The following is an 18,747-nucleotide window of genomic DNA, read 5'->3' as shown; positions in this document are numbered from 1 at the left end:
GCGGAGGAGAAAACGATAGCAGTCTTGCGGGTGAGGGATGGTTTGCTGGTCTGCCCGCCTGCGTGCGTGTGTGGTGCTTAGCCGGTGAGGAGGGGGACGCGTTCTTCGATGGTGATGGGGTTGGTGGTGTTGGTTGTTGTGGTTGTTCCGTTGATGGGGAGCCAGGTGGTGCCGCCGTCGATGGAGAATTCGCCTTCCCAGGTTGTGGTGAGGGTGATGGTGAACTGGCCAAGTTGTGTGTAGAGGTGCTCTACTGTCTGGTCGGGGTAGGAGCGGCCGGGGTCTGTGGTGATGAGGGCAGGGGTCTGGTCGCCGAAGTCCCAGGAGTATTCGATTGGGGTTGCACGGATTGCTACACCAACACCAAGGATGGTTGTGGTTAAGACTTGTGGGGAGGGGTCGGTTAAAGCGATGACGGGAAGGCGGATGATGTAGTCTTCACGGTCTGGTTCAAGAACGATCCCAGAACCGCGTAGCGGTAGTCGTTGAAAGTCCTTAGCTGACACAGAAATCACAATCGGCTCCGCACTTACTTCCTCCATATCCGGGTAGCAGTACATGACATAACCCCCAGTCCCCTCGGGGGAATCACCCAAGTTATTTCCCCCATACACAGCTAAATGCTCAACCCACAACAACGCATCCTGACCCTCAGAACCCTCAGGACACGCACCCAAAACCGCACCCGAAGGCAAGTCAAACTGTTGACTCTTTTTCTTTTTTGTTGAATTTTTTGCAGCTTTTTCAGAACCGGGAGATTCAGATGCGACCGTTTCGTTGAATTGTTGACCTCCGGTTGCAGTGAAAGAACCTTTTGAAGGTGCAAAAAAAATCGGTTCCTCACTCTCTTGATTTCGAAAGATGTGGAGACTAAACGTCATGGATACAATTATTGTGTAAATGAGTTTGGTGTTACTTGACAAGGAGATCACCCTCAACCAGTAGCCACTGGCCGTTTCGATAGCCAACGAGCATATTCCCTGTAAGGGTGTGCTCCGTTTCCACTACTTCATCATCCTTTTTCGACTTATAGTGTGAAGACACGTTTGCATTTATCGGGACTGACCACAGTACCGATCCTTCGCCGGCAAAAGAGGCTGTTTTAATATCCTCTAAATTGATGTTCGTGTTTATCAAAGAAAAGTTGCTATTGGCTTGTTGTTCGTGAGTCTTTTTGTATTCATTGCACCATCCACATTCTTCATAAGCATATTTGGAGAAAAAGCGAGAATCGGGTTGTGTGGCGTCGTATTCGATGACTTCGACGAAGAAGGTTGCTGCGGCGATGGCTCCGGCTTTGTCGCCGGTTTTCATGGCTTCGGGTTCTTCAGGGACTGGGCGTTGCTCGGGTTCGGCTGGTGTGTCTTCGACTGGTTCCTCAGCGCCCTCGCTGTCACCCTCCCCGTCGGTGGGTGTGTTGGTTGGTGTGGGGGAGGCATCAACAGTGTTTTCAGTTTTGGCTCCCGCATCGTTAGAGCACCCGGTTGCCCCTGCCCCGAGAAGACCAGCAACAACAAGGACACTAAGGACACGACGAACAGTTCGACCGCGCAACAAAGAAACAGACATGCCCACAATCACACCGCACCCACACCACCAGCTCACATGGGCATCACTGCCCTGTGGACAAACCAGGGGAACAACAAATCCCAACCCAGCCGTTCAACCACAACCCACCGGTCACGCATCAGCAATAAGTCACGTACCGCAATGCCAGTCTCGCTACGGCAACAAATCACACACCGAAGTCGTTGTCATGCTCCTTCATAGAACGCGCTGATCGCTTTCGTCAGCGCAAACGCATCACTGGTGTGGCACAACTCGCGTGCTGAATGCATAGACAGCAAAGGGATCCCCACATCAACAGTACGGATCCCTAACCGGGTCGCAGTCAAAGGACCAATAGTCGAACCACAAGGCGAATTATTGTTCGACACAAAATCCTGGTACTCAATTCCTGCCGCCTGGCACACTCGGACCCACAAGGCGGCGCCTTGCGCATCGGTTGCGTAGCGTTGGTTGGCGTTGATCTTCAACAACGGACCCGAGCCCGCCAACGGTTGCACGGCAGGGTCGTGCCGGTCAACGTAATTCGGGTGAACAGAATGCCCAGCATCAGAAGACACACACCAGGATTGGGCGATCGCACGGTGTCGTTCTTCACGGGTGGAGCCGAGCCCTTCATAGATGCGGTCAAGCACATCAGCAAGGAACGGCCCACACGCACCTGAGCGGGTTTCGGACCCGATTTCTTCGTGGTCAAACGCGGCGAGCACACTGATGTGCTCAGCGCCCTCGGGGGCGCCAAGCAGCGCCACCAACCCTGCGTACACGGACGACAGGTTATCCATGCGCCCCGCAGCGAACAGGGTGTTATCCCGCCCGAAGTGGCGAGGTTCCTGAGTGTCAGCGGAAATAATGTCGTACCCGGCGACGTCCGCAGCGTTCACACCAGCAATGTCAGCAAGGTAACCGAGGACGTCAGCGTCACCAACCTCACCCACCCCATACACGGGCGCCGTGTTGCGTTGCTTATCCAGCGAAAGGCTCTTGTTCGCTTCGCGGTCCAGGTGAATGGCCAGTTGCGGGATGCGCATGAATGGGCCGGTGCGCACAAGGTGTTCGCTGCCGTCTGTGAGGACGAGCCGCCCGGCGAGTTCAAGTTCCCGGTCAAGCCACGAGTTCAGCAATGGGCCGCCATATACTTCAACACCCACTTGCAGCCACCCGGCTGCCCCGATTGTCGATTGCGGTTTCAGTTTGAAACCGGGGGAGTCCGTGTGAGAACCAAGGACACGCACGGGAGCTGTGGTTGACACGTCATCAGGGGTGATCCACGCAATGATCGCACCATCGCGAATCACAAACGCCCGTGTGGGGGCCACCCAGGGTTCGTGTTCGTGGAGTTCAGTGAATCCGGCATCACGTAGTTGGCGGGCCACCTCGTGAGCGGCGTGATACGACGACGGCGACGCACTAATGAACTGGGCAAACCCTGACATGTACTCGGCTGTATCCATGGTGTCCATCCTACGGCGCGCCACCTGCCCGTGTGTGCCGATGCGCCCCGCACCACCCACAACACCACTTCGCCCGCTGCGTGGTGAGGAGGGAGCGCCGGGTGTGTGGGGTGGCTGATACTGTTCTGCGGGTGACGTGACCCGCCCGCCCCAACAGCGGCGGGGGCGGGCACGGGGCTGCGGTGAGTGAACGTGAGTGGCGGACACGGAAGGGAGTGGTGTGGTGCAGGAGCCGCGCATCGGTAGTCAGGTGGGGCAGATGTATGGGGGCGTCGTGTACCGGCAGGGTGTGTTGCGGCGGGTGTTTGTCCTCTTCATGTCCATGTTTTTAACAGTGATCAGTGCGCTCATGGCGATTGGGGTGGGATGGCCAGACCCCATCGCGATCGGGGCGACACTGGCGACGGTGGGGTTTGCGTGGATGACAGTGGCGTGGATTCGGCACATGCGCGCCGGCACCGTGGCGTTGCGGGTTACTAGGGACGGGTTCTACGACCACACCTCCCTTCTCGTCACACGCCACATGCCCATCCGGTGGCATGATGTGCGCGGTATGCGGTTGCAAGCATCCGGCGACCAACTGTTCCTCACCGTGGAACTTCACGACCCTGCCACCCACATCCGCCACCTTGGCCCATTTGCGCGCATGGCCGTGAAAGCTAACGTGAAACTCGGGTTCGGACCTATCAACATTGTCCAGTCCCACATTAAGGGGGCACACCCCCGGGAAGTCCTCACCGTCATGGAGTCCTACTGGGTTGCGTCCCGCTGGAACGCCTGACCCGGTTCACGTGACCCGGCGCGCCTAACTCGGCACGCGCGACCGGCGCACTCAACCTGGTGCACCTGACGATGCGCCACCCACCAAACGTTGTTGCGAGCGTCACCCCGCCACAAGGCACAACGGATTGGCGTTCACCAACCGTTGTGGTTTACGATAAACGTGCTTCACCGAACGGAACACCGTCACAGAAGCATGGGGCTATGGCGCAGCTGGTAGCGCACCTGCATGGCATGCAGGGGGTCAGGGGTTCGAGTCCCCTTAGCTCCACTCGAGAATGGTTGAGACATTACTCGTTCACGTGTGGCCCGCAAGCATGGCTTGCGGGCCACACGTTTTTTGTGTTGGTGTGATGGTGTATCAACTGCCGGGGTTGACAACTGACTTCAGAAATTCCTGTGTCTCGTGGTCGGTGGAGTACAAAAGAGTGCCTTGAAGTCCACGAGTGAGGAGAACCTTGTAGACGTTGCGGATAAGCACATCGAACTCGTCATCCGATACCTTCTTTGCTGAAGCGAAATCGGGATCCTTGTTGAATTCCCGGCGTGAAACCCACCCGCCTTGTCCCTCGTTGACATTCTTTCGCCAGACTAGGTCGGGGCCAAGGATGACCCCATTCCAGGAGTATTCGAATCCTTGTGCGGTGTAAACACACCCGACCTGTCCAAACCCAGCCGGTTCGAAAGCCCACAATGATGATGGTGGAATGTCCCCGATACGTCTGTCAGATTTTGAGTTCCATGGTCTTGACCAGTCACCGATGACAACATCATCTACAAGTCCGGTCTCAGTCGCATTGGACCACTTCCAGCAGTAGCCAGCCGTCATTCTCGCATTAACACCCAGCGTGAGTTTCTGACTTAGTTCTTGTTCCATCACGAGCGGAGAGTCGACAACGCGTACGGAGAAGTTCGGCTCATCTTCCCAGATCGTTGGAGGTGTGCCCTGCAACCCAAGAAGTGCAAGTACCCAGTCGGTGTAGGTTTTTGACCCACCTGATCGGTACTGTGCGTTGAGATTAACTTCCAGAACAGGAATGCTGCGTCTCGTTGCGGCGGCGCGGATATCAGAGACGCTACCTAACTCTCCGGGGCGAACGATTTGGTGTTCGTCCAACAAAAATACTGGGACACGTGCTGTATCGAGCAGTTCATCGACTTGTGCCCGGGCATTCTCGCGCAACGATTTTGGGGTGTACCGGTTCACAGATTTCTCCCGTAAACGGTGGGCCTCGTCGAGGATGAGTACCTCCACTGAGTTCTTTTCCGCATCGATGAACGAGTTGAAGTATTTGAACAATGTTTGGACGGTAGGTTTCCTATGGCCTGCGACTTTACGTAGCGTCTGAGTGAAACTCCTCGACCCTGTGGCGTGGAGCACCGGGTATCCGCGCCTCGCAAGCTCACCAAGGAGAGTGAGTGCAATGACGGATTTTCCTGATCCTGGGCCGCCAGACACAAGGACAACTGTTTTTGTGTCTGCTTGGCGGGCTTGTTCCAGGGCGCCGAGTACGAGTTGATATGCCACTCGTTGCTCATCCAATAGCACGAACTGTTCTTGCTCTTGAATCTCACGGGCAGCGACAGTCAACAACTGCTTCGACGGGGCGATACGTGAGGTGATGAAAGCGTCAGCAGCACGTGAACCTGGAACGTCCGGCGAGAAAGATTTTGCGAGGTACTCAGTGAATTGGTCCTTGGTGTCACTTGTGAAAATCCTCGCCCGGCTAGACGCTTCATCGGCGAATAAAGTTGGAATCTCGGTGAATCGAGCGTTGTGCATGAAGGCAACAGCGTCAAGGTGAATGTCAGTTTCAGCGAATAGCGTCATGAAATCGCGCATGTATTCGGCGTAGTTATTGACCTGAACGCTGGGGTGTAGCACCGGGTTATATCGTGCGCCTTCCACTTCGACCAGTCCGTCAAACTCATCAAGCACGCGGGCTTTTGTCCACTGTTTCAGCTCAACCACGACGTAGTGGTTGTTACCCGTGGTGGGATGTGTCCCCGCAAGCACGGCGTCAGCGCGCCTCGAAGTTAACGGTAGTTTGTGCTCCAACAACACCTCAACGTTACCCAATCCAGCATCGATAAGTGTGCTAGATAGGGCTGGAAGGGACGCATCCCACGACCGCACCTCAGCAGCACCCGGACGCCCAATCCCAGCGGCAACAAGATAATCAGCCAAAACCCTCTCGATGCTACTTGGGTTTGCGCGAAGGTCATCATTGAGGCGTTGGGCAGTGTAACGAACAACGTTGGGCATGTGTTCCCCTGGGCAGCACGAATAAACGTGCGGTGGGGAACATATCTCTCAAGAGAAGTTCGTCGATACCGCTGACACCACATACTTTAAGCAGAAACGTAAGAGAACCTGCAGATCACGCGCCGAATAGGGCCGAGATTTTTGCGCTTCTACCGGTCGGAGTGAACCTCGAATACGCCAGATGATTCGTCAAATCCCGCTGGAATCACATCCGTAACCCACGTGGGCTGAATGGGGCCATAGATGTGTGGGTAGAGTTCGCCGCTTCCACCATCTTCCCAACGAACGGGTGTGCCTGTTGCTTCGATTCTGTCAGAGTCCATGACAAGGACACACAACGGATCGGTAACTCCCGCGAAAACGAACTCAGCCACTGCTGGCAACTGGTGAGGCAACGAAGCGTGAATGAACCCCACATCGTCCAACGAAAGGTCGTTACTTGAGATCTCGTACGTACCGACTTCTTGAGCCTGCTCCCAGTCAGAGACCCGAGTGAGGTGGAAAATTTCCATGGGCTGAGCATAAAGCAAAACTAGAGGGGTGTTCAACTAATGCCATTGCATTATGACGGATACTATGACGTTGGCGACGCAGCCACCGATAACGGAGCACATGACGGGAATGATCGTGGAAACAGCAGCGATAACTGAGTGGATATTTGTTCAAGAAGTTCCTATCCCCAACGATGTGGCGGGTTTGCTTGCGCCTGGTGAGCAACCCTACGCGGCGTTCAAAACATTCAGAGATTCAGCTATTTTTACCTCTAAGCGCCTCATCGTGCGGGACGCGCAAGGTATCCGAGGTAAAAAAGTTGAAATTTACTCCCTGCCCTACAGTTCCATCAACATGTGGTCCACTGAGAACGCTGGCACTTTCGACCTGTCCGCCGAGGTTGAACTATGGACTCGAGCTGGACGCATCAAAATTAAACTCGGTAAGGGCATGGACGTCCGTAGAATTGACCATCTCATCGCCACGTGCGTTCTTGGAAGCTGACCACCATGAAACCTGAACCCACAATCTGGGGTGTCCACAACGACACACTCACAGAGGAAATTATCGCCGGAGGGTTCATTAGCGCAGGGTGGGACAAACTCGGAGACCTCAACAACATCCCAGATGGGCGTGAAGGGTTCAAAAACGAACTCGCAAAGCACTACCCAGAACGTAAACCCCTCGCTATCGCAGGGTGGGCGGGCATCCTCACCCGCCTCCGCGACACCATGCAACCAGGTGACATCGTTGTTGCCCCGTACAAACCCGACAGCACAATAAACATCGGCATTATTACGGGGGATTACTACTACGCCACAAATGAAACAACACATCGCCACCGACGCCCCGTCCGCTGGGAAAAGATCGGGCTTTCACGGACGGTCTTCACCCAGCCCGCGCTTTACGAAGTGGGTTCATTTCTCACGATTTTCCGCGTGAGGAAACACGCGGACGAGTTCCTCGCGGCCCTCCACACAACCGAACACGCCGTGGATGCTGTGACAAACATCGTTGAGCACGCCGCTAGGGAAGAAACCGACGAAGAGAACACCGACGAACCACGCGCCTCACGCATCGAACGGCATACCCGCGACCACGTACTCGAAGCGCTCCACAAAAACCTCACCCACCAAGAATTCGAAGAATTCACAGCCGACCTCTTACGTGCCCTCGGTTACCAAGCACGCGTCACCCAGTACAACCAAGACGGGGGAGTTGATGTTATCGCCCACCGCGACCCGCTCGGTGTTGAACCCCCACAAATCAAAGTGCAATGTAAACACCTCACCAGCACCATCGGTGCACCGGATGTTCAACAACTCATTGGCACCCAAGGGCCCGGGGACTACGTTGTCTTTGTGACACTAGGGAACTACAGCAGAGACGCAATATCCATCGAACGTCAACGGTCGGGTTTACGTCTTCTTACTGGGGAGGACGTTGTCACGCTGTTTCTTGACCACTATGCGCAGCTCCCGGAACGGTGGCGCACGCGCATACCGCTCACACCATTGCTTGTTGTGGCAGACAACGCCGACCTGTAAAACACCGACCGGAGGTGCCACCAACTAGGCGGTGCTGTGCGCTTCGCCACGAAGTTTAGTGAGCAATAGCTGCTGCCGTGATGGGCAGTGGGCAGTGCGGCAACTATGTGGTTGTGACCATTTCCAAAATCTCGATATTTACCCTGTTCAACTGGTTAAGGCCTTCTCGCCTAATTCTCTGAAGACAGAGGCCTTGAGTTGAGCTTTCCCCGGCTCTTTACTCACGATGCGCGCCTTCTTTTCCACAGGGGAGGGGTGACTATCGTGTGGTGGGGTGGGCTGCTTGATCATGGGGGCTATGTCTTTTTCTCGTGATCTTTCGTCTTTCCTTTTTCGTCGTTCTCTTGTGGTGCTTGTTGTTAGTGCTGTTGTGTTGAGTGGGTGCAGCGGCGGTGGTGATGAACCAACCGAGGTGAGTAAGACTGTTGAAGTGCCGGCTGACACTGAGGGTGACGATGCTGGGACGGATGGCGAAGCGGTTGGCGAGGTTGCGCCGATTCCGTTTGATGAGTTTGATCCCTCTGAGTATGAGGTGGGGGACGTTGTTCCTGAGGTTGAGATTGTTAAACCGGTCGAGTATCCAGAGATGGCCAACAACGACGAGGCGGGCGCTGAAGCTGCCGCCCAGTACATGATCGACGTTCTTAACTACACCTACAACACTGGCGACTCTACCTACCTCAACGCTGTCGCTGCTGACGATTGTTCTCTTTGCACGGAAATCAGGAATCACGTAAATGAAATTGCTGAAAGGGGAGGGCGTGTTGTAGGGCCCACAACGAAGCTTCAGTGGAAAGAGTATTACGGACAACTAGGTGCCTCATGGATCGTGAATATTACTCTGTACTATCCAGACTCAACAGTCGTCAATAAGGATAGACAAATGCTGGGTGGCCTCACTGGAAGGGGAGAAGTGGAACGTCAGATTCTCGTTGTGAACGAATCTGCAGCCGCGTGGAAGTTCGCTTCTTTGGGAGAGGTGGCATTTAGTTGATGCACAGTAATTCCATTTTCTTTTTGGTAATCACTGACAGCGTTCTTTTTATCTTGTGAAGGATCAGTGTGGTGTTTGCTTTTTGAAACAGTTTGGTCTTGCTGTGTGTTGTGTTGGTGTCAGCTTGATCGTTGCTTAATGTTGGTTCTTCTAGGATAACGGGGAGTGTCGATGCCACCTACCGTCATCGCTGGTGCAAGCCATAACCCGCTTCGCATGTCACGCGTGTGACTAAAATTTTCACTCGATTGGAATAGTGTCGCTGGAAGTGTTCTTAGGTCTGTAATGTGTGTGCATGGTCGAGGTTAGCGAATTAGGTGAGTGCACGCTTCTGGTGGATCTTGAGGGAACGATCTACACCCGAGAGGGTGTGATTGAGGGGGCCGCCAAGGCAGTGCGCGAATTGCGCCGCTTGGGTGTGAGCATCCGGTTCCTGACTAACAACGATTCGGAATCGGGCGAGATGATCACGCAGCGCCTTGCCACCCACGGTGTCGATGCGACGGTTGATGACGTTTTCACGCCTGTGCATGCAACATGCGCGTACCTTGCCCACAAACCAAACGCTCGGGTCTACCCGTTGACCACACCGGACATTGCCAGCGAGCTTGGTCATGAGGCGGTGCTTGTGGATGCGCATGAACACCCCACGCATGTTGTTGTGGGTGATATGCGTTCCCAATGGTCCCCGATCCAGTTGAATGGCGCGTTAGCGGCATTGCGTGGTGGGGCTGAACTCGTGGCGCTTCAGAAGGGCCGTTGTTATATGTCTGGTGGCGCCGTGCACATGGACACTGGTGCTTTTGTGGCTGCGCTCGAGTACGCGGCGGGAGTTGAGGCTGTGGTCCTTGGGAAACCTCACCGGAGGTTTGTTGACCTTGCCTGTGCAACTGTTCCGGAAAGTGCGCGTCGCCTTGTGTTGGTTGTTGGTGACGACATCACAACAGACATCGCCATGGGGAAAGCCGCGCAGGTGGGCACCATTCAGGTGAAGACAGGCAAGTGGTTTGCTCAGCAAGGGTTAGTACACATGGGTGAACCTGATGCGGTGATTGAGAGTGTCGCTGAACTCCCTACTTTCCTTGTGAGGTTCTTGTCTTACGGTTAGTCACGTCCGGTTTGTGGTTACCGGTCACATTCGCATACGAGGTTCCATTCGACGACGTCTTCACCTGGTTGTGCCCACGCTTCAGCTTCCTCACGGGTGATGAACTCGCGTGGTGCTAACTGCCCGTTTGCCATGAGCACACCGATGCGTGTCACTGTGCGCGGGTCCACCCATTCCTCGTCTGGTGTGGTTCGTGTTGTGCTCACTGATGTGTCACTCATACTTCTAGTATCCACCGTCACTGGGCTGCGGGCAGCGTACACGTGGCGCCCGTCAGCTAGTGGAGACTGTGCGGTTCTCCCCACGTTGTCCTGTGCATCGTTGCAGAGGTGACAGGATAGTGGGTATGACTTCTGCGAATCTGACCCGGGAAGAGACAGCTGACCGTGCTGCGCACATCGGTGTTGACACTATTGATGTGCTTCTCGATGTGACTGGTGCTCCGGACCCTGAGTGCACTGGTTTTCCCGTGACCACAACCTTGACGTTCACGTCGACCACACCGTCCACATGGTTTGATTTTGTGGGGAACGCGGTTCATGAGGTGATTGTGAATGGTCAAGTTCAGCCTGTGGTGTGGGATGGTGCCCGTATTACCGTGTCGAACCTTGTCGTCGCTGACCCGGCTGGCACGGACCCGGCTGGCACGGACCCGGCTGGCACGGACCCGGCTGGCACGGACCCGTCCAGCGTCAATGTGGTGCGCATCGTTGCTGAGGGAGCGTATTCGCGGTCAGGGGAGGGGCTGCACAGGTATGTGGACCCGGCTGATGGCAACACCTACTTGTACACGCAGTATGAGCCGGCGGATTCGCGTCGCGTGATGGTGTGTGCTGAGCAACCCGATGTGAAAGCGTCGTATGAGTTCACCGTGACTGCCCCAGCAGGGTGGGAAGTGCTGAACAACACGGTTCCTGTGGACGTTGTGGAGAGTGAGGGGTCGCGGACTGTGCGGTTTGCGCGCACGGACAGGATCTCCAGTTACATTACGTGTGTGGCGGCGGGCCCGTATCATCGGGTGGATTCGGTGTGGCGTTCTGATGAGCAAACCGTTGAGTTGGGTGTGTTGTGTCGGGCGTCGTTGGCGCAGTATCTGGATGCGGACGACATTCTTGAGGTGACGAAGCAGGGGTTGTCGTTTTTCACATCGGCGTTTGGGTCGGTGTACCCGTGGGGGAAGTACGACCAGGTTTTTGTGCCTGAATACAACTTGGGTGCCATGGAAAACCCGGGGTTGGTGACGTTCACTGAGGCGTACGTGTTCCGTGGAGCGGCAACGCACGCCCAGTTTGAGGGGCGTGCGAACACGATCCTGCACGAGATGGCGCACATGTGGTTTGGCGATTTAGTCACGATGCGTTGGTGGGATGACCTGTGGTTGAAGGAGTCGTTTGCCGACTACATGGGGGCGCATGCTGCGGCTGCAGCGACAAAGTACCGTGACGCGTGGGTGACGTTTGCGAACCGTCGTAAAGCGTGGGCGTACCAGCAGGATCAGTTACCCACCACCCACCCGATTGTGGCGGACATCCCTGATGTTGAGGCCGCGAAACTGAACTTTGACGGCATCACTTACGCCAAGGGCGCGTCAGTGTTGAAACAACTGGTGGGGTATGTGGGGCAGGACGCGTTTTTTGCTGCGGCCCGCCAATATTTTGATCGGCACGCTTATGGAAACACCACGTTGCAGGATTTGTTGACGATCCTCAATGAGACCTCTGGTCGTGACCTCAATACGTGGGCTGACGCGTGGCTGTCCACCTCGGGGGTCACCACGATCACAGCTGTCGATGCGCCTGAACCCACCGAGGGGAAGCGCCCGGTTGACAGTGTGGAGATGACCCAAGACCCGGTTCGGCCACACCGCCTGGTGGTCGGTTTATACACCTGGGATGGTGACCGTTTGGTGCGGTCAGCGAAACAAGACGTCACCCTCACTGAGGCGAGCACCACCATCACTGTGCCGGGGTGGGACAGTGCACCGCTGCGCATTGTCAATGATGATGACTGGACGTACGCGAAAGTGCGCTTGGACGCCACCTCGCTTGCGACCGTGTCCACCCACGTGCATGCGATCACCGAACCACTTGCACGGGCCTTGGTGTGGTCATCGTTGTGGAACGCGGTCCGTGACGCCCAACTATCGGCTCGCACCTACCTGGACATTGTGGCGCGCCACGCCCAACACGAAACCAACAGTGCGCTTCTTGGGTCCCAACTGGCGAACGCCGCGTTTGCCGTGGACCATTACGTCCACCGTGACGTGGTTGCTGATGTCCGTGTCATCTGGTTAGACACCGTGTGGGAGGGGTTACATGCGGCACCCGGCGGCTCTGACGCGCAAGTCCTGTGGGCACGCGCCCTCGCCCACGCCCTTGCAGCAGTGTCGGACACTCCACGTGGGCTGGTCGTGCACGGGTGGCTCAATGGAACAATCGATGCGCCCACCGGCCTGGTCCTTGACGCTGATATCCGCTGGATGTGGTTGACTGCCCTCGCCACCACTGGTGTTGTCGGTGAGGACGACATCACTGGCGAACTGGACCGTGACCGTACCGGCAGCGGCCGAGTCGCGGCTGTGCGGGCACGAGCTTCTCAACCAGACCAAACAACCCGTGCGGCAGCCTGGAACGATGCGTGGACGAACACCTCGTTGTCGAATGAGGATGTCGACGCACTGATCTCAGGGATCACCGCAGGCGCTCGCAGTGACCTGATCGCTGAGGTGCAGGGGGAGTATTGGGATCGGGTGACCCAGGTGTGGGCGGATCGCAGCATTGAAATAGCCCGCCGTTTAGTGACCGGGCTGTTCCCTGTTGATGCGGTTGTTGCAGCAGTCAGCGCCACGCAGGGGCACTCCACCGGCCAAGACCCGGCTTCTTTGTGGTTAGCTCACAACCCTGACGCGCCGGGGGCTCTGCGCCGCCTCATTATTGAGCAGCATGATCACGCTGTTCGTGGTGCGAAAGCTCAGTTGCGCGACGCATCAAACTGAGGGTAGGTGCGGGTTCGCTCACCCTCAGTGGGCTCTTCGCTGGGGGTGGTGATCCCGTTCTCGACCGCATCAGAGACGATGTCTGTGGTTTTCTGCTTCACAGCATCTGTTGGTGATTGCGGCAGTGGACGCTGGTTAGGGTCCACATCGCGCGGTGAGGGAAGAACGTTGTCCACCATACGAGTTAGCTGGCCTTGCAACATCCCAGGTGTGGAGGCGCCGCCCACAGGCCATACAGCCCCTGGGCTTGATGGCATGGCGCGCACCATAGGTGTGACCACTGCGGAATCAAAAAACTGGAACCCCCGCGTGCTGGTCACTTTCTTGGCCACATTCGCCGCAGATGAGGTCACTGCCGTTTTCCCGGCTTTACCGACCGTCCCTAATGCTGGGCCAATTCCCGCAGTGAGCGCACCGGCAGCAATACCAATAGCCGCATCGGAGGCAAGAGCCCCTGACGCGTGTGCAGGCGAGTCCACCCAACCGTCATAGTTGACCACACCCTTCGCATACGCAACTGCCCGATCACCGACTACTTTCCCCGCCTCAGGGCTGATCGCGTTCACAGTAAAATACGCAGACGGGACCAGTGCGAGCGCAGCAGCACTAGAGTTTTTCACCGCCTCCGCCCCAACAAAAGCGCTGTAACCAAAGTCCCCAAACTCTGACGTACTGGGGTTATAACCAGCAATCAGCCCCAACGAGTTTGTGCTGTCCTGCATGGACTGAACCACCCCGTCAGTGAACTTCTCCATTCCTGACAAATACCGTTCCGTGCGTTGACCCCACGGATACTGGGTTGCGAACTGCTCCACCGGACGCGGAACAGACACCGACCACCCCAGCTCCGGTGTGTGTCGCAGCAAACGGATTGTGTTCGCGCACCGCTGTTCAGCATCCACCAAGTCAGCCACCAGATGCGCAACGCCCTCAACCAACTGCGTGTTGCGGTTCACCACATCCTCGTTGTTCCGCCAATGCACCAACGTCTCTGTGTACGGCCCAATAACCCGAGTGACCCGCCCCTGATGTGGTGACTTCGCCTCAACAGTCCACACCAAATCCCCATCCACAAACTGCGATAGAAACTCCACAGCCTGCCCCTGCAGATCACGCAACAACGGCACCACCCGCTCATAGGTGACCGCCAACTCACGAAGCGCATCAGCAACCGCATCACACCGGTCAGCGAACCCCCGCAACGACGCCAACGGGGCACCCAACGCACCCCACAACACCTCAGTACCCGACACCCGTAACACCGAACTCAACGGTGTCCACGCCACACTCGCATCGTCACAGCCATACCGAACCCGGATCGCCACCGTTGACAACCGCAACGCCGCAGCACGCAACGGTTCCGCATCACAATCAACCCCCGGAATCAGGCACGGAACAATCAACCCATCCGATGCCGTGACACCCTCACACTGCCCCATCACTGAGGAGTCACCCCCGCATCACGCACACCCAACCGGCGCCCCGCAGACCACACCGACACCTCAGAACCAAAAACCCTGCTCTGCTCCGCCCCAAGCCGCTCCACCATCACCGCATCTCCACCCTCAACCGCCGCCAACACCTCAACAGCCGCCACACACGCATCACCACACTCACCCAACGCAGGACCCACCACACCCGACAACTGGTCACCCACCCAACCGTCCAACGCCCGCGCAACCACACCAGATACGCCACCCGCCTCCACCACTGCAGGAAGCACATCATCACCCACCACCCCCACCACACCCGCCAACTCACGCACCTGCCCAGAGGTCGCCCGGACCACACCACGAACCGCATCACCAGACACACTCCACCCAGCCACACACACCACCCCCACACAACAGCCCGCAACAGGGCGCCGACAACACCCCGCAACCATAACCGCCCACACCCCACCACCAACACCAGCAGCCGCCAACCTGTGGAAAACCCCCACCGCGAGGACCAAAAGTCCCAACCACGCCCCCACACCCCACCGTTACGGTGGAACCACAGAGGGCCTGACGAACAGGAGAAACACTGTGACAGGCTACGCAGTCATCGACGTCGAAACCACCGGACTCAGCTCACGCAACGACCGCGTCATCGAACTCGCCGTCGTCCACACCGACACCCACGGAACCATCACCGGCCACTGGGAAACACTCATCAACCCCCAACGCAACCTCACCGCCCAACACATCCACCACATCCACGCCTCCCACATCCAACACGCCCCACTCTTCGCCGACATCGCCACCGACCTCCTCACCCTCCTCGACGGCCGCGTCCCAGTCGCCCACAACGCACCCTTCGACGCCCGATTCCTCGCCGCCGAACTCCACCGCACCGGAAAAACCCTCCACCAACAACACGACTTCCTATGCACCATGAACCTCTCCCGACGCTACCTACCCGGAGTAGGCAAACCCCTCGCCGACTGCCTAGCCGCCACCAACATCACCAACACCGGCGCCCACACCGCACTCGCCGACGCCACCGCAACCGCACAACTCCTCGCCCACTACATCCACAACAGCCCACCCACCGACTGGGAACCCCACCTCACCAAAGCCACCACCAACCGACACCACCACACACCCCCACCCCTCACCGCACGCTGGCACCCACGAGCCAACGCCACCCCCGACAACACCGCCACCATCATCCTCAACGCCCTCGACCCCGACGCATTCGACCTCACCACACCCACAGACCACACCACCTACCTCACCGCCCTCACCCGCACCATCACCACAGCCCTCACCCAAGGACACCTCACCGACAACGACACCTACGCGCTCGCAGAACTGGGCAACACCATGGGAATGTCCCGAGACACGGCGTCTGAACTGCACGAACGTCTCTACCACGAACTGGTGCAACAAATGCCAGAGCAGTCCAGAGCGATCGCGCATCTGCTTGCCGTCGGGGATTAAGGGATAGGTGCGCTGTGTACCCGAAGCCCACACGGTGGGGGCACAAAAAAGTCTGGGTACCGCCCAGGGGGTGGGCGGTACCCAGACTCAGGTCACCACGGTTATGCGAATGCGGCCGGTGATGCCGCTCAGTCAGTAACAGGGAGGGAGGATGTTACTGACCAACCGTGGCGAGATCGCGGACATCCTGCGCGGTGAGCGCGGACGAATAGATGTTGAGTTCATCCACAGCACCCGTGAATGGGGTGTCCCACCAGTTCACACCCACCCCGAAGGTGCCGTCATTTGCGGTAAACACATCAGGAAACCCGGTTCCGTCAAAAGTGCGTTCCCCATTGATATAGAGTTCTACACCTCCACCGTCAACAACGAACGCCACGTGACTCCACTGGCCGGTGGGGATCTGTGTGCCCGAGTCGGCGTCATACCATGCAGTTCCAGACCACAGCATGGTTCGCCCATTCACACCATCGTGTCCTGAGGGCACAAGAGAAACCCATGATTCGCTCGTGGCTGCGCCAAAGAACGCTGTTGTGAACTGGGTGAGTTCAGTGGGTTTCAACCACATCGCCACAGAGTATGAGTGGGAGTCAATGAGCCCATCGGGGAGCCGCACACCGTTTGTACCGTCCAATGTGAGCGCTTGACCGGACACACCGTCCGTGAACGCTGGTTCACCACCGGTTGTGTCAATGCGAGCACCCGTTGTTGTGGCTGCTTCACCTGCCCCCGTGGTGTCAGTGAGGTCACCATCGAAGCTGTAGGACGCATCGAGGGTTGCGGCAACACGTGGTGCAACAACGATCGTGTACGTCATTTTCTTGGTTTTCTTGCCGTTGGTGATCCGTGCGTAGAGTTTCGCGGTCGTCGGCTCCTCACCCACGGCTGGGCGCGTGATCTTCCCCGTTCCATCAATGACAGCGTCATTGGAGGACCACCAGGTGATGGTGGTTCCACCGGTTCCACTGGTAGGGAGGGTCAGGTTCGCGGTGACGTTCTTGGTGTTACCCAGGTCAATTGCTTTCGCAACTGCTTTCACAGCCTGAGCGCCGGTGAGGACCTCAACCTGACGCCCGGTGAGTGTGATGCCGTCCTTGGACAACGCGCTCAGACCAACGGACCACTGTTGGTATTGCGGGTCCCATATTGGGGTGAACAACCCAGTGTACGTGGTGTTGTTCACAGTGATCGTTGCGGTGTTTTTCCCTTTCAGGGACCACTTTCCGATGCGCGTTGTTGTTGGTTTTGTCACGCCTTGTTCAGTGGTGGTGACGGTCCCGTTTTTCTCTAGGCGCACTGTCTCGGATTCAATGGGGGTGGTGTTGATGCTGGTGCCCATGTTGATGAGTTGCCAATCACCGGCAATCTCGTTTTTCTTCACGCTCCCTGCTGTTTCCCCGGCGTACCGCATGGGGGACAGTACCGGCCACCCATCAGGGGTGAACCACATCTGTTGTACCCGAACTTGGTGCATTTCGCCGTTGCCTGGGAAACGGGAGTGGAAGATCAGGAACATTTTCCCGGTGTCAGGATCTTCATACCAGGTATTGTGGCCGGGAGAGATGTAACCAACCCCGGCGCCCTCACCTGGGTCGCCAAGCTCACGAGTGAAAAGGTGCGAGCCCATGAGTTTGACACCATACGGTTCAATGGATGCGTCATCAAAGAGTGGTTGAGACGGATCAGACTTGACCTGGGACATGTCGTTGCCTTGAGCGTCCACGTAGGGACCATCAGGGTTTTTGGAGCGGGCTACACGCATGTTGTACCCACCGGTGGCGTCTAATCCACCGAATGACGTGTACAGGTAGTAGTAGCCGGTGTCCTTGTTGTATTGAATGGCTGGCGCTTCGATACGTGAGTGGTTTCCACCGAGGAGGTGCTGACCGTAACCCTGGTCAGGTAGGGGCAGGCCAGTGTCTTTGTCCATTTCAAGGATGAAGATTCCACCCGAGTAGGAGCCGTACACCATCCACAGGGTGCCGTCTTCGTCGTAGAACGCGTCAGGGTCAACAGCGTTGGGGTGGATCAACGCGTCATAGATCTCGCCGGGATTTTCAGATTCCTCATCCCACATTCCCGATTTCAGCAGGATGCCTTGGTCTTTGTAGGGGCCATCCACTGTGTCTGCGATTGCTAACCCGAGTGCAGACCTGGGTGAGTCGCCTTTGCAGGCGTTGTAGTACATCGCGAATTTGCCGTTGGGTAGTTGGATGGCGTCAGAAGCCCACAAGGTATCGGACTGCGCCCACTCGAATGTTTCTTTGAGTTCGTTGTAGATGTCCTCAAAGAGGGGGTTATCGCGGTCCTGAGCCAGGTCAACTGTGTGTTGCGTCCAGTTGAGGAGATCTTGGGTGTGGGCTGATGCGCCGTGTGAACCGAACACCCAAATGTCGTCGCCGTCTGTGATAACGGACGGGTCGTGCACAGTGACGTCGGTGAACGTCGGGGTGTCGTGTGGCGTTTTCTTGGCGTGTGCGGGTAATGAAACACCCACAGCAAGGACAGTAGCAGTGAGAATCCCTGCCATCGAGGCGGCGATACCCGCCGTCTTACGTGATGGTTGCATGGTGGTCCTGTTCGTCATTGGACAGTACAGAGAGGGCGCAGGCACTCAGTGT

General features: G+C 57.0%; 16 protein-coding genes and 1 tRNA gene. 8 read left to right on the top strand and 9 right to left on the bottom strand.

Going from position 1 to position 18,747, the window contains the following annotated elements; translation table 11 throughout:
* Positions 1-77: 77 nt before the first annotated feature.
* The 3 genes from JDEN_RS13025 to JDEN_RS08240 form a co-directional block, all read right to left on the bottom strand.
* On the bottom strand, positions 78-695 hold the full coding sequence (locus JDEN_RS13025; protein WP_226926573.1) for a PKD domain-containing protein: 618 nt from the start codon (positions 693-695) through the stop codon (positions 78-80).
* A 217-nt stretch (positions 696-912) separates the two neighbouring features.
* Positions 913-1,569, bottom strand: a complete 657-nt coding sequence (locus JDEN_RS08245; RefSeq protein WP_015771913.1) for a DUF6318 family protein — start codon at positions 1,567-1,569, stop codon at positions 913-915.
* A gap of 185 nt (positions 1,570-1,754) precedes the next feature.
* Positions 1,755-3,020 carry a M18 family aminopeptidase gene (locus tag JDEN_RS08240; RefSeq protein ID WP_015771912.1) on the bottom strand — a complete coding sequence of 422 codons (1,266 nt, stop codon included), beginning with the start codon at positions 3,018-3,020 and terminating at the stop codon, positions 1,755-1,757.
* Positions 3,021-3,240: 220 nt separating this feature from the next.
* Between JDEN_RS08240 and JDEN_RS08235 the strand changes: the two genes are divergently transcribed.
* Positions 3,241-3,801, top strand: coding sequence for an STM3941 family protein (locus JDEN_RS08235; protein WP_143713280.1), 561 nt, complete (start codon positions 3,241-3,243; stop codon positions 3,799-3,801).
* Positions 3,802-3,998: 197 nt separating this feature from the next.
* Positions 3,999-4,071 (top strand) — tRNA-Ala (locus JDEN_RS08230).
* 90 nt (positions 4,072-4,161) lie between these two features.
* Here JDEN_RS08230 and JDEN_RS08225 read toward each other — a convergent pair.
* Entirely contained in the window at positions 4,162-6,066 is a 1,905-nt protein-coding gene (locus tag JDEN_RS08225; protein ID WP_015771910.1) for a DUF2075 domain-containing protein, read from the bottom strand.
* A 149-nt stretch (positions 6,067-6,215) separates the two neighbouring features.
* A complete protein-coding gene (locus tag JDEN_RS08220) occupies positions 6,216-6,578 on the bottom strand; it encodes a DUF952 domain-containing protein (protein WP_015771909.1) in 363 nt (120 codons plus the stop codon).
* 109 nt (positions 6,579-6,687) lie between these two features.
* Between JDEN_RS08220 and JDEN_RS08215 the strand changes: the two genes are divergently transcribed.
* The 4 genes from JDEN_RS08215 to JDEN_RS08195 all read left to right on the top strand — a co-directional run bounded on the left by JDEN_RS08215 (position 6,688) and on the right by JDEN_RS08195 (position 10,207).
* Entirely contained in the window at positions 6,688-7,062 is a 375-nt protein-coding gene (locus tag JDEN_RS08215; RefSeq protein WP_015771908.1) for a PH domain-containing protein, read from the top strand.
* Entirely contained in the window at positions 7,044-8,105 is a 1,062-nt protein-coding gene (locus JDEN_RS08210; RefSeq protein ID WP_226926575.1) for a restriction endonuclease, read from the top strand. Before JDEN_RS08215 ends, JDEN_RS08210 begins: the two co-directional genes overlap by 19 nt.
* Before the next feature lie 298 nt (positions 8,106-8,403).
* On the top strand, positions 8,404-9,099 hold the full coding sequence (locus JDEN_RS08205) for a DUF6318 family protein (protein WP_143713279.1): 696 nt from the start codon (positions 8,404-8,406) through the stop codon (positions 9,097-9,099).
* 295 nt (positions 9,100-9,394) lie between these two features.
* Positions 9,395-10,207 (top strand): HAD-IIA family hydrolase, encoded by an 813-nt coding sequence (locus JDEN_RS08195; protein WP_041287877.1) that lies wholly within the window; start codon positions 9,395-9,397, stop codon positions 10,205-10,207.
* A 17-nt stretch (positions 10,208-10,224) separates the two neighbouring features.
* On the opposite strand, the gene JDEN_RS08190 is transcribed toward JDEN_RS08195, so the two are convergent.
* On the bottom strand, positions 10,225-10,428 hold the full coding sequence (locus JDEN_RS08190; RefSeq protein WP_049754458.1) for a hypothetical protein: 204 nt from the start codon (positions 10,426-10,428) through the stop codon (positions 10,225-10,227).
* A gap of 125 nt (positions 10,429-10,553) precedes the next feature.
* Here JDEN_RS08190 and pepN point away from each other — a divergent pair, with 125 nt between their 5' ends.
* Entirely contained in the window at positions 10,554-13,202 is a 2,649-nt protein-coding gene (pepN, locus tag JDEN_RS08185) for an aminopeptidase N (RefSeq protein ID WP_015771903.1), read from the top strand.
* On the opposite strand, the gene JDEN_RS08180 is transcribed toward pepN, so the two are convergent.
* On the bottom strand, positions 13,178-14,641 hold the full coding sequence (locus JDEN_RS08180) for a hypothetical protein (RefSeq protein WP_015771902.1): 1,464 nt from the start codon (positions 14,639-14,641) through the stop codon (positions 13,178-13,180). The two genes, pepN and JDEN_RS08180, sit on opposite strands and share 25 nt — an antisense overlap.
* Positions 14,641-15,030: a hypothetical protein gene (locus tag JDEN_RS13660; protein ID WP_143713277.1), complete on the bottom strand. Its 390-nt coding sequence runs from the start codon at positions 15,028-15,030 to the stop codon at positions 14,641-14,643. The genes JDEN_RS08180 and JDEN_RS13660 overlap by 1 nt, the downstream gene beginning before the upstream one ends.
* Positions 15,031-15,229: 199 nt before the next feature.
* Here JDEN_RS13660 and JDEN_RS13450 point away from each other — a divergent pair, with 199 nt between their 5' ends.
* Positions 15,230-16,126, top strand: a complete 897-nt coding sequence (locus JDEN_RS13450) for a 3'-5' exonuclease (protein ID WP_015771900.1) — start codon at positions 15,230-15,232, stop codon at positions 16,124-16,126.
* 154 nt (positions 16,127-16,280) lie between these two features.
* Here JDEN_RS13450 and JDEN_RS14250 read toward each other — a convergent pair whose 3' ends face one another.
* Entirely contained in the window at positions 16,281-18,713 is a 2,433-nt protein-coding gene (locus JDEN_RS14250; protein WP_197712994.1) for a LamG-like jellyroll fold domain-containing protein, read from the bottom strand.
* Positions 18,714-18,747 lie beyond the last annotated feature (34 nt).

It is taken from the genome of Jonesia denitrificans DSM 20603, from assembly GCF_000024065.1.
Taxonomy (GTDB): Bacteria; Actinomycetota; Actinomycetes; order Actinomycetales; family Cellulomonadaceae; genus Jonesia; species Jonesia denitrificans.
The sequence above is the reverse complement of the archived record's forward strand: the minus strand, read 5'-3'. Positions and strand labels throughout refer to the sequence as shown.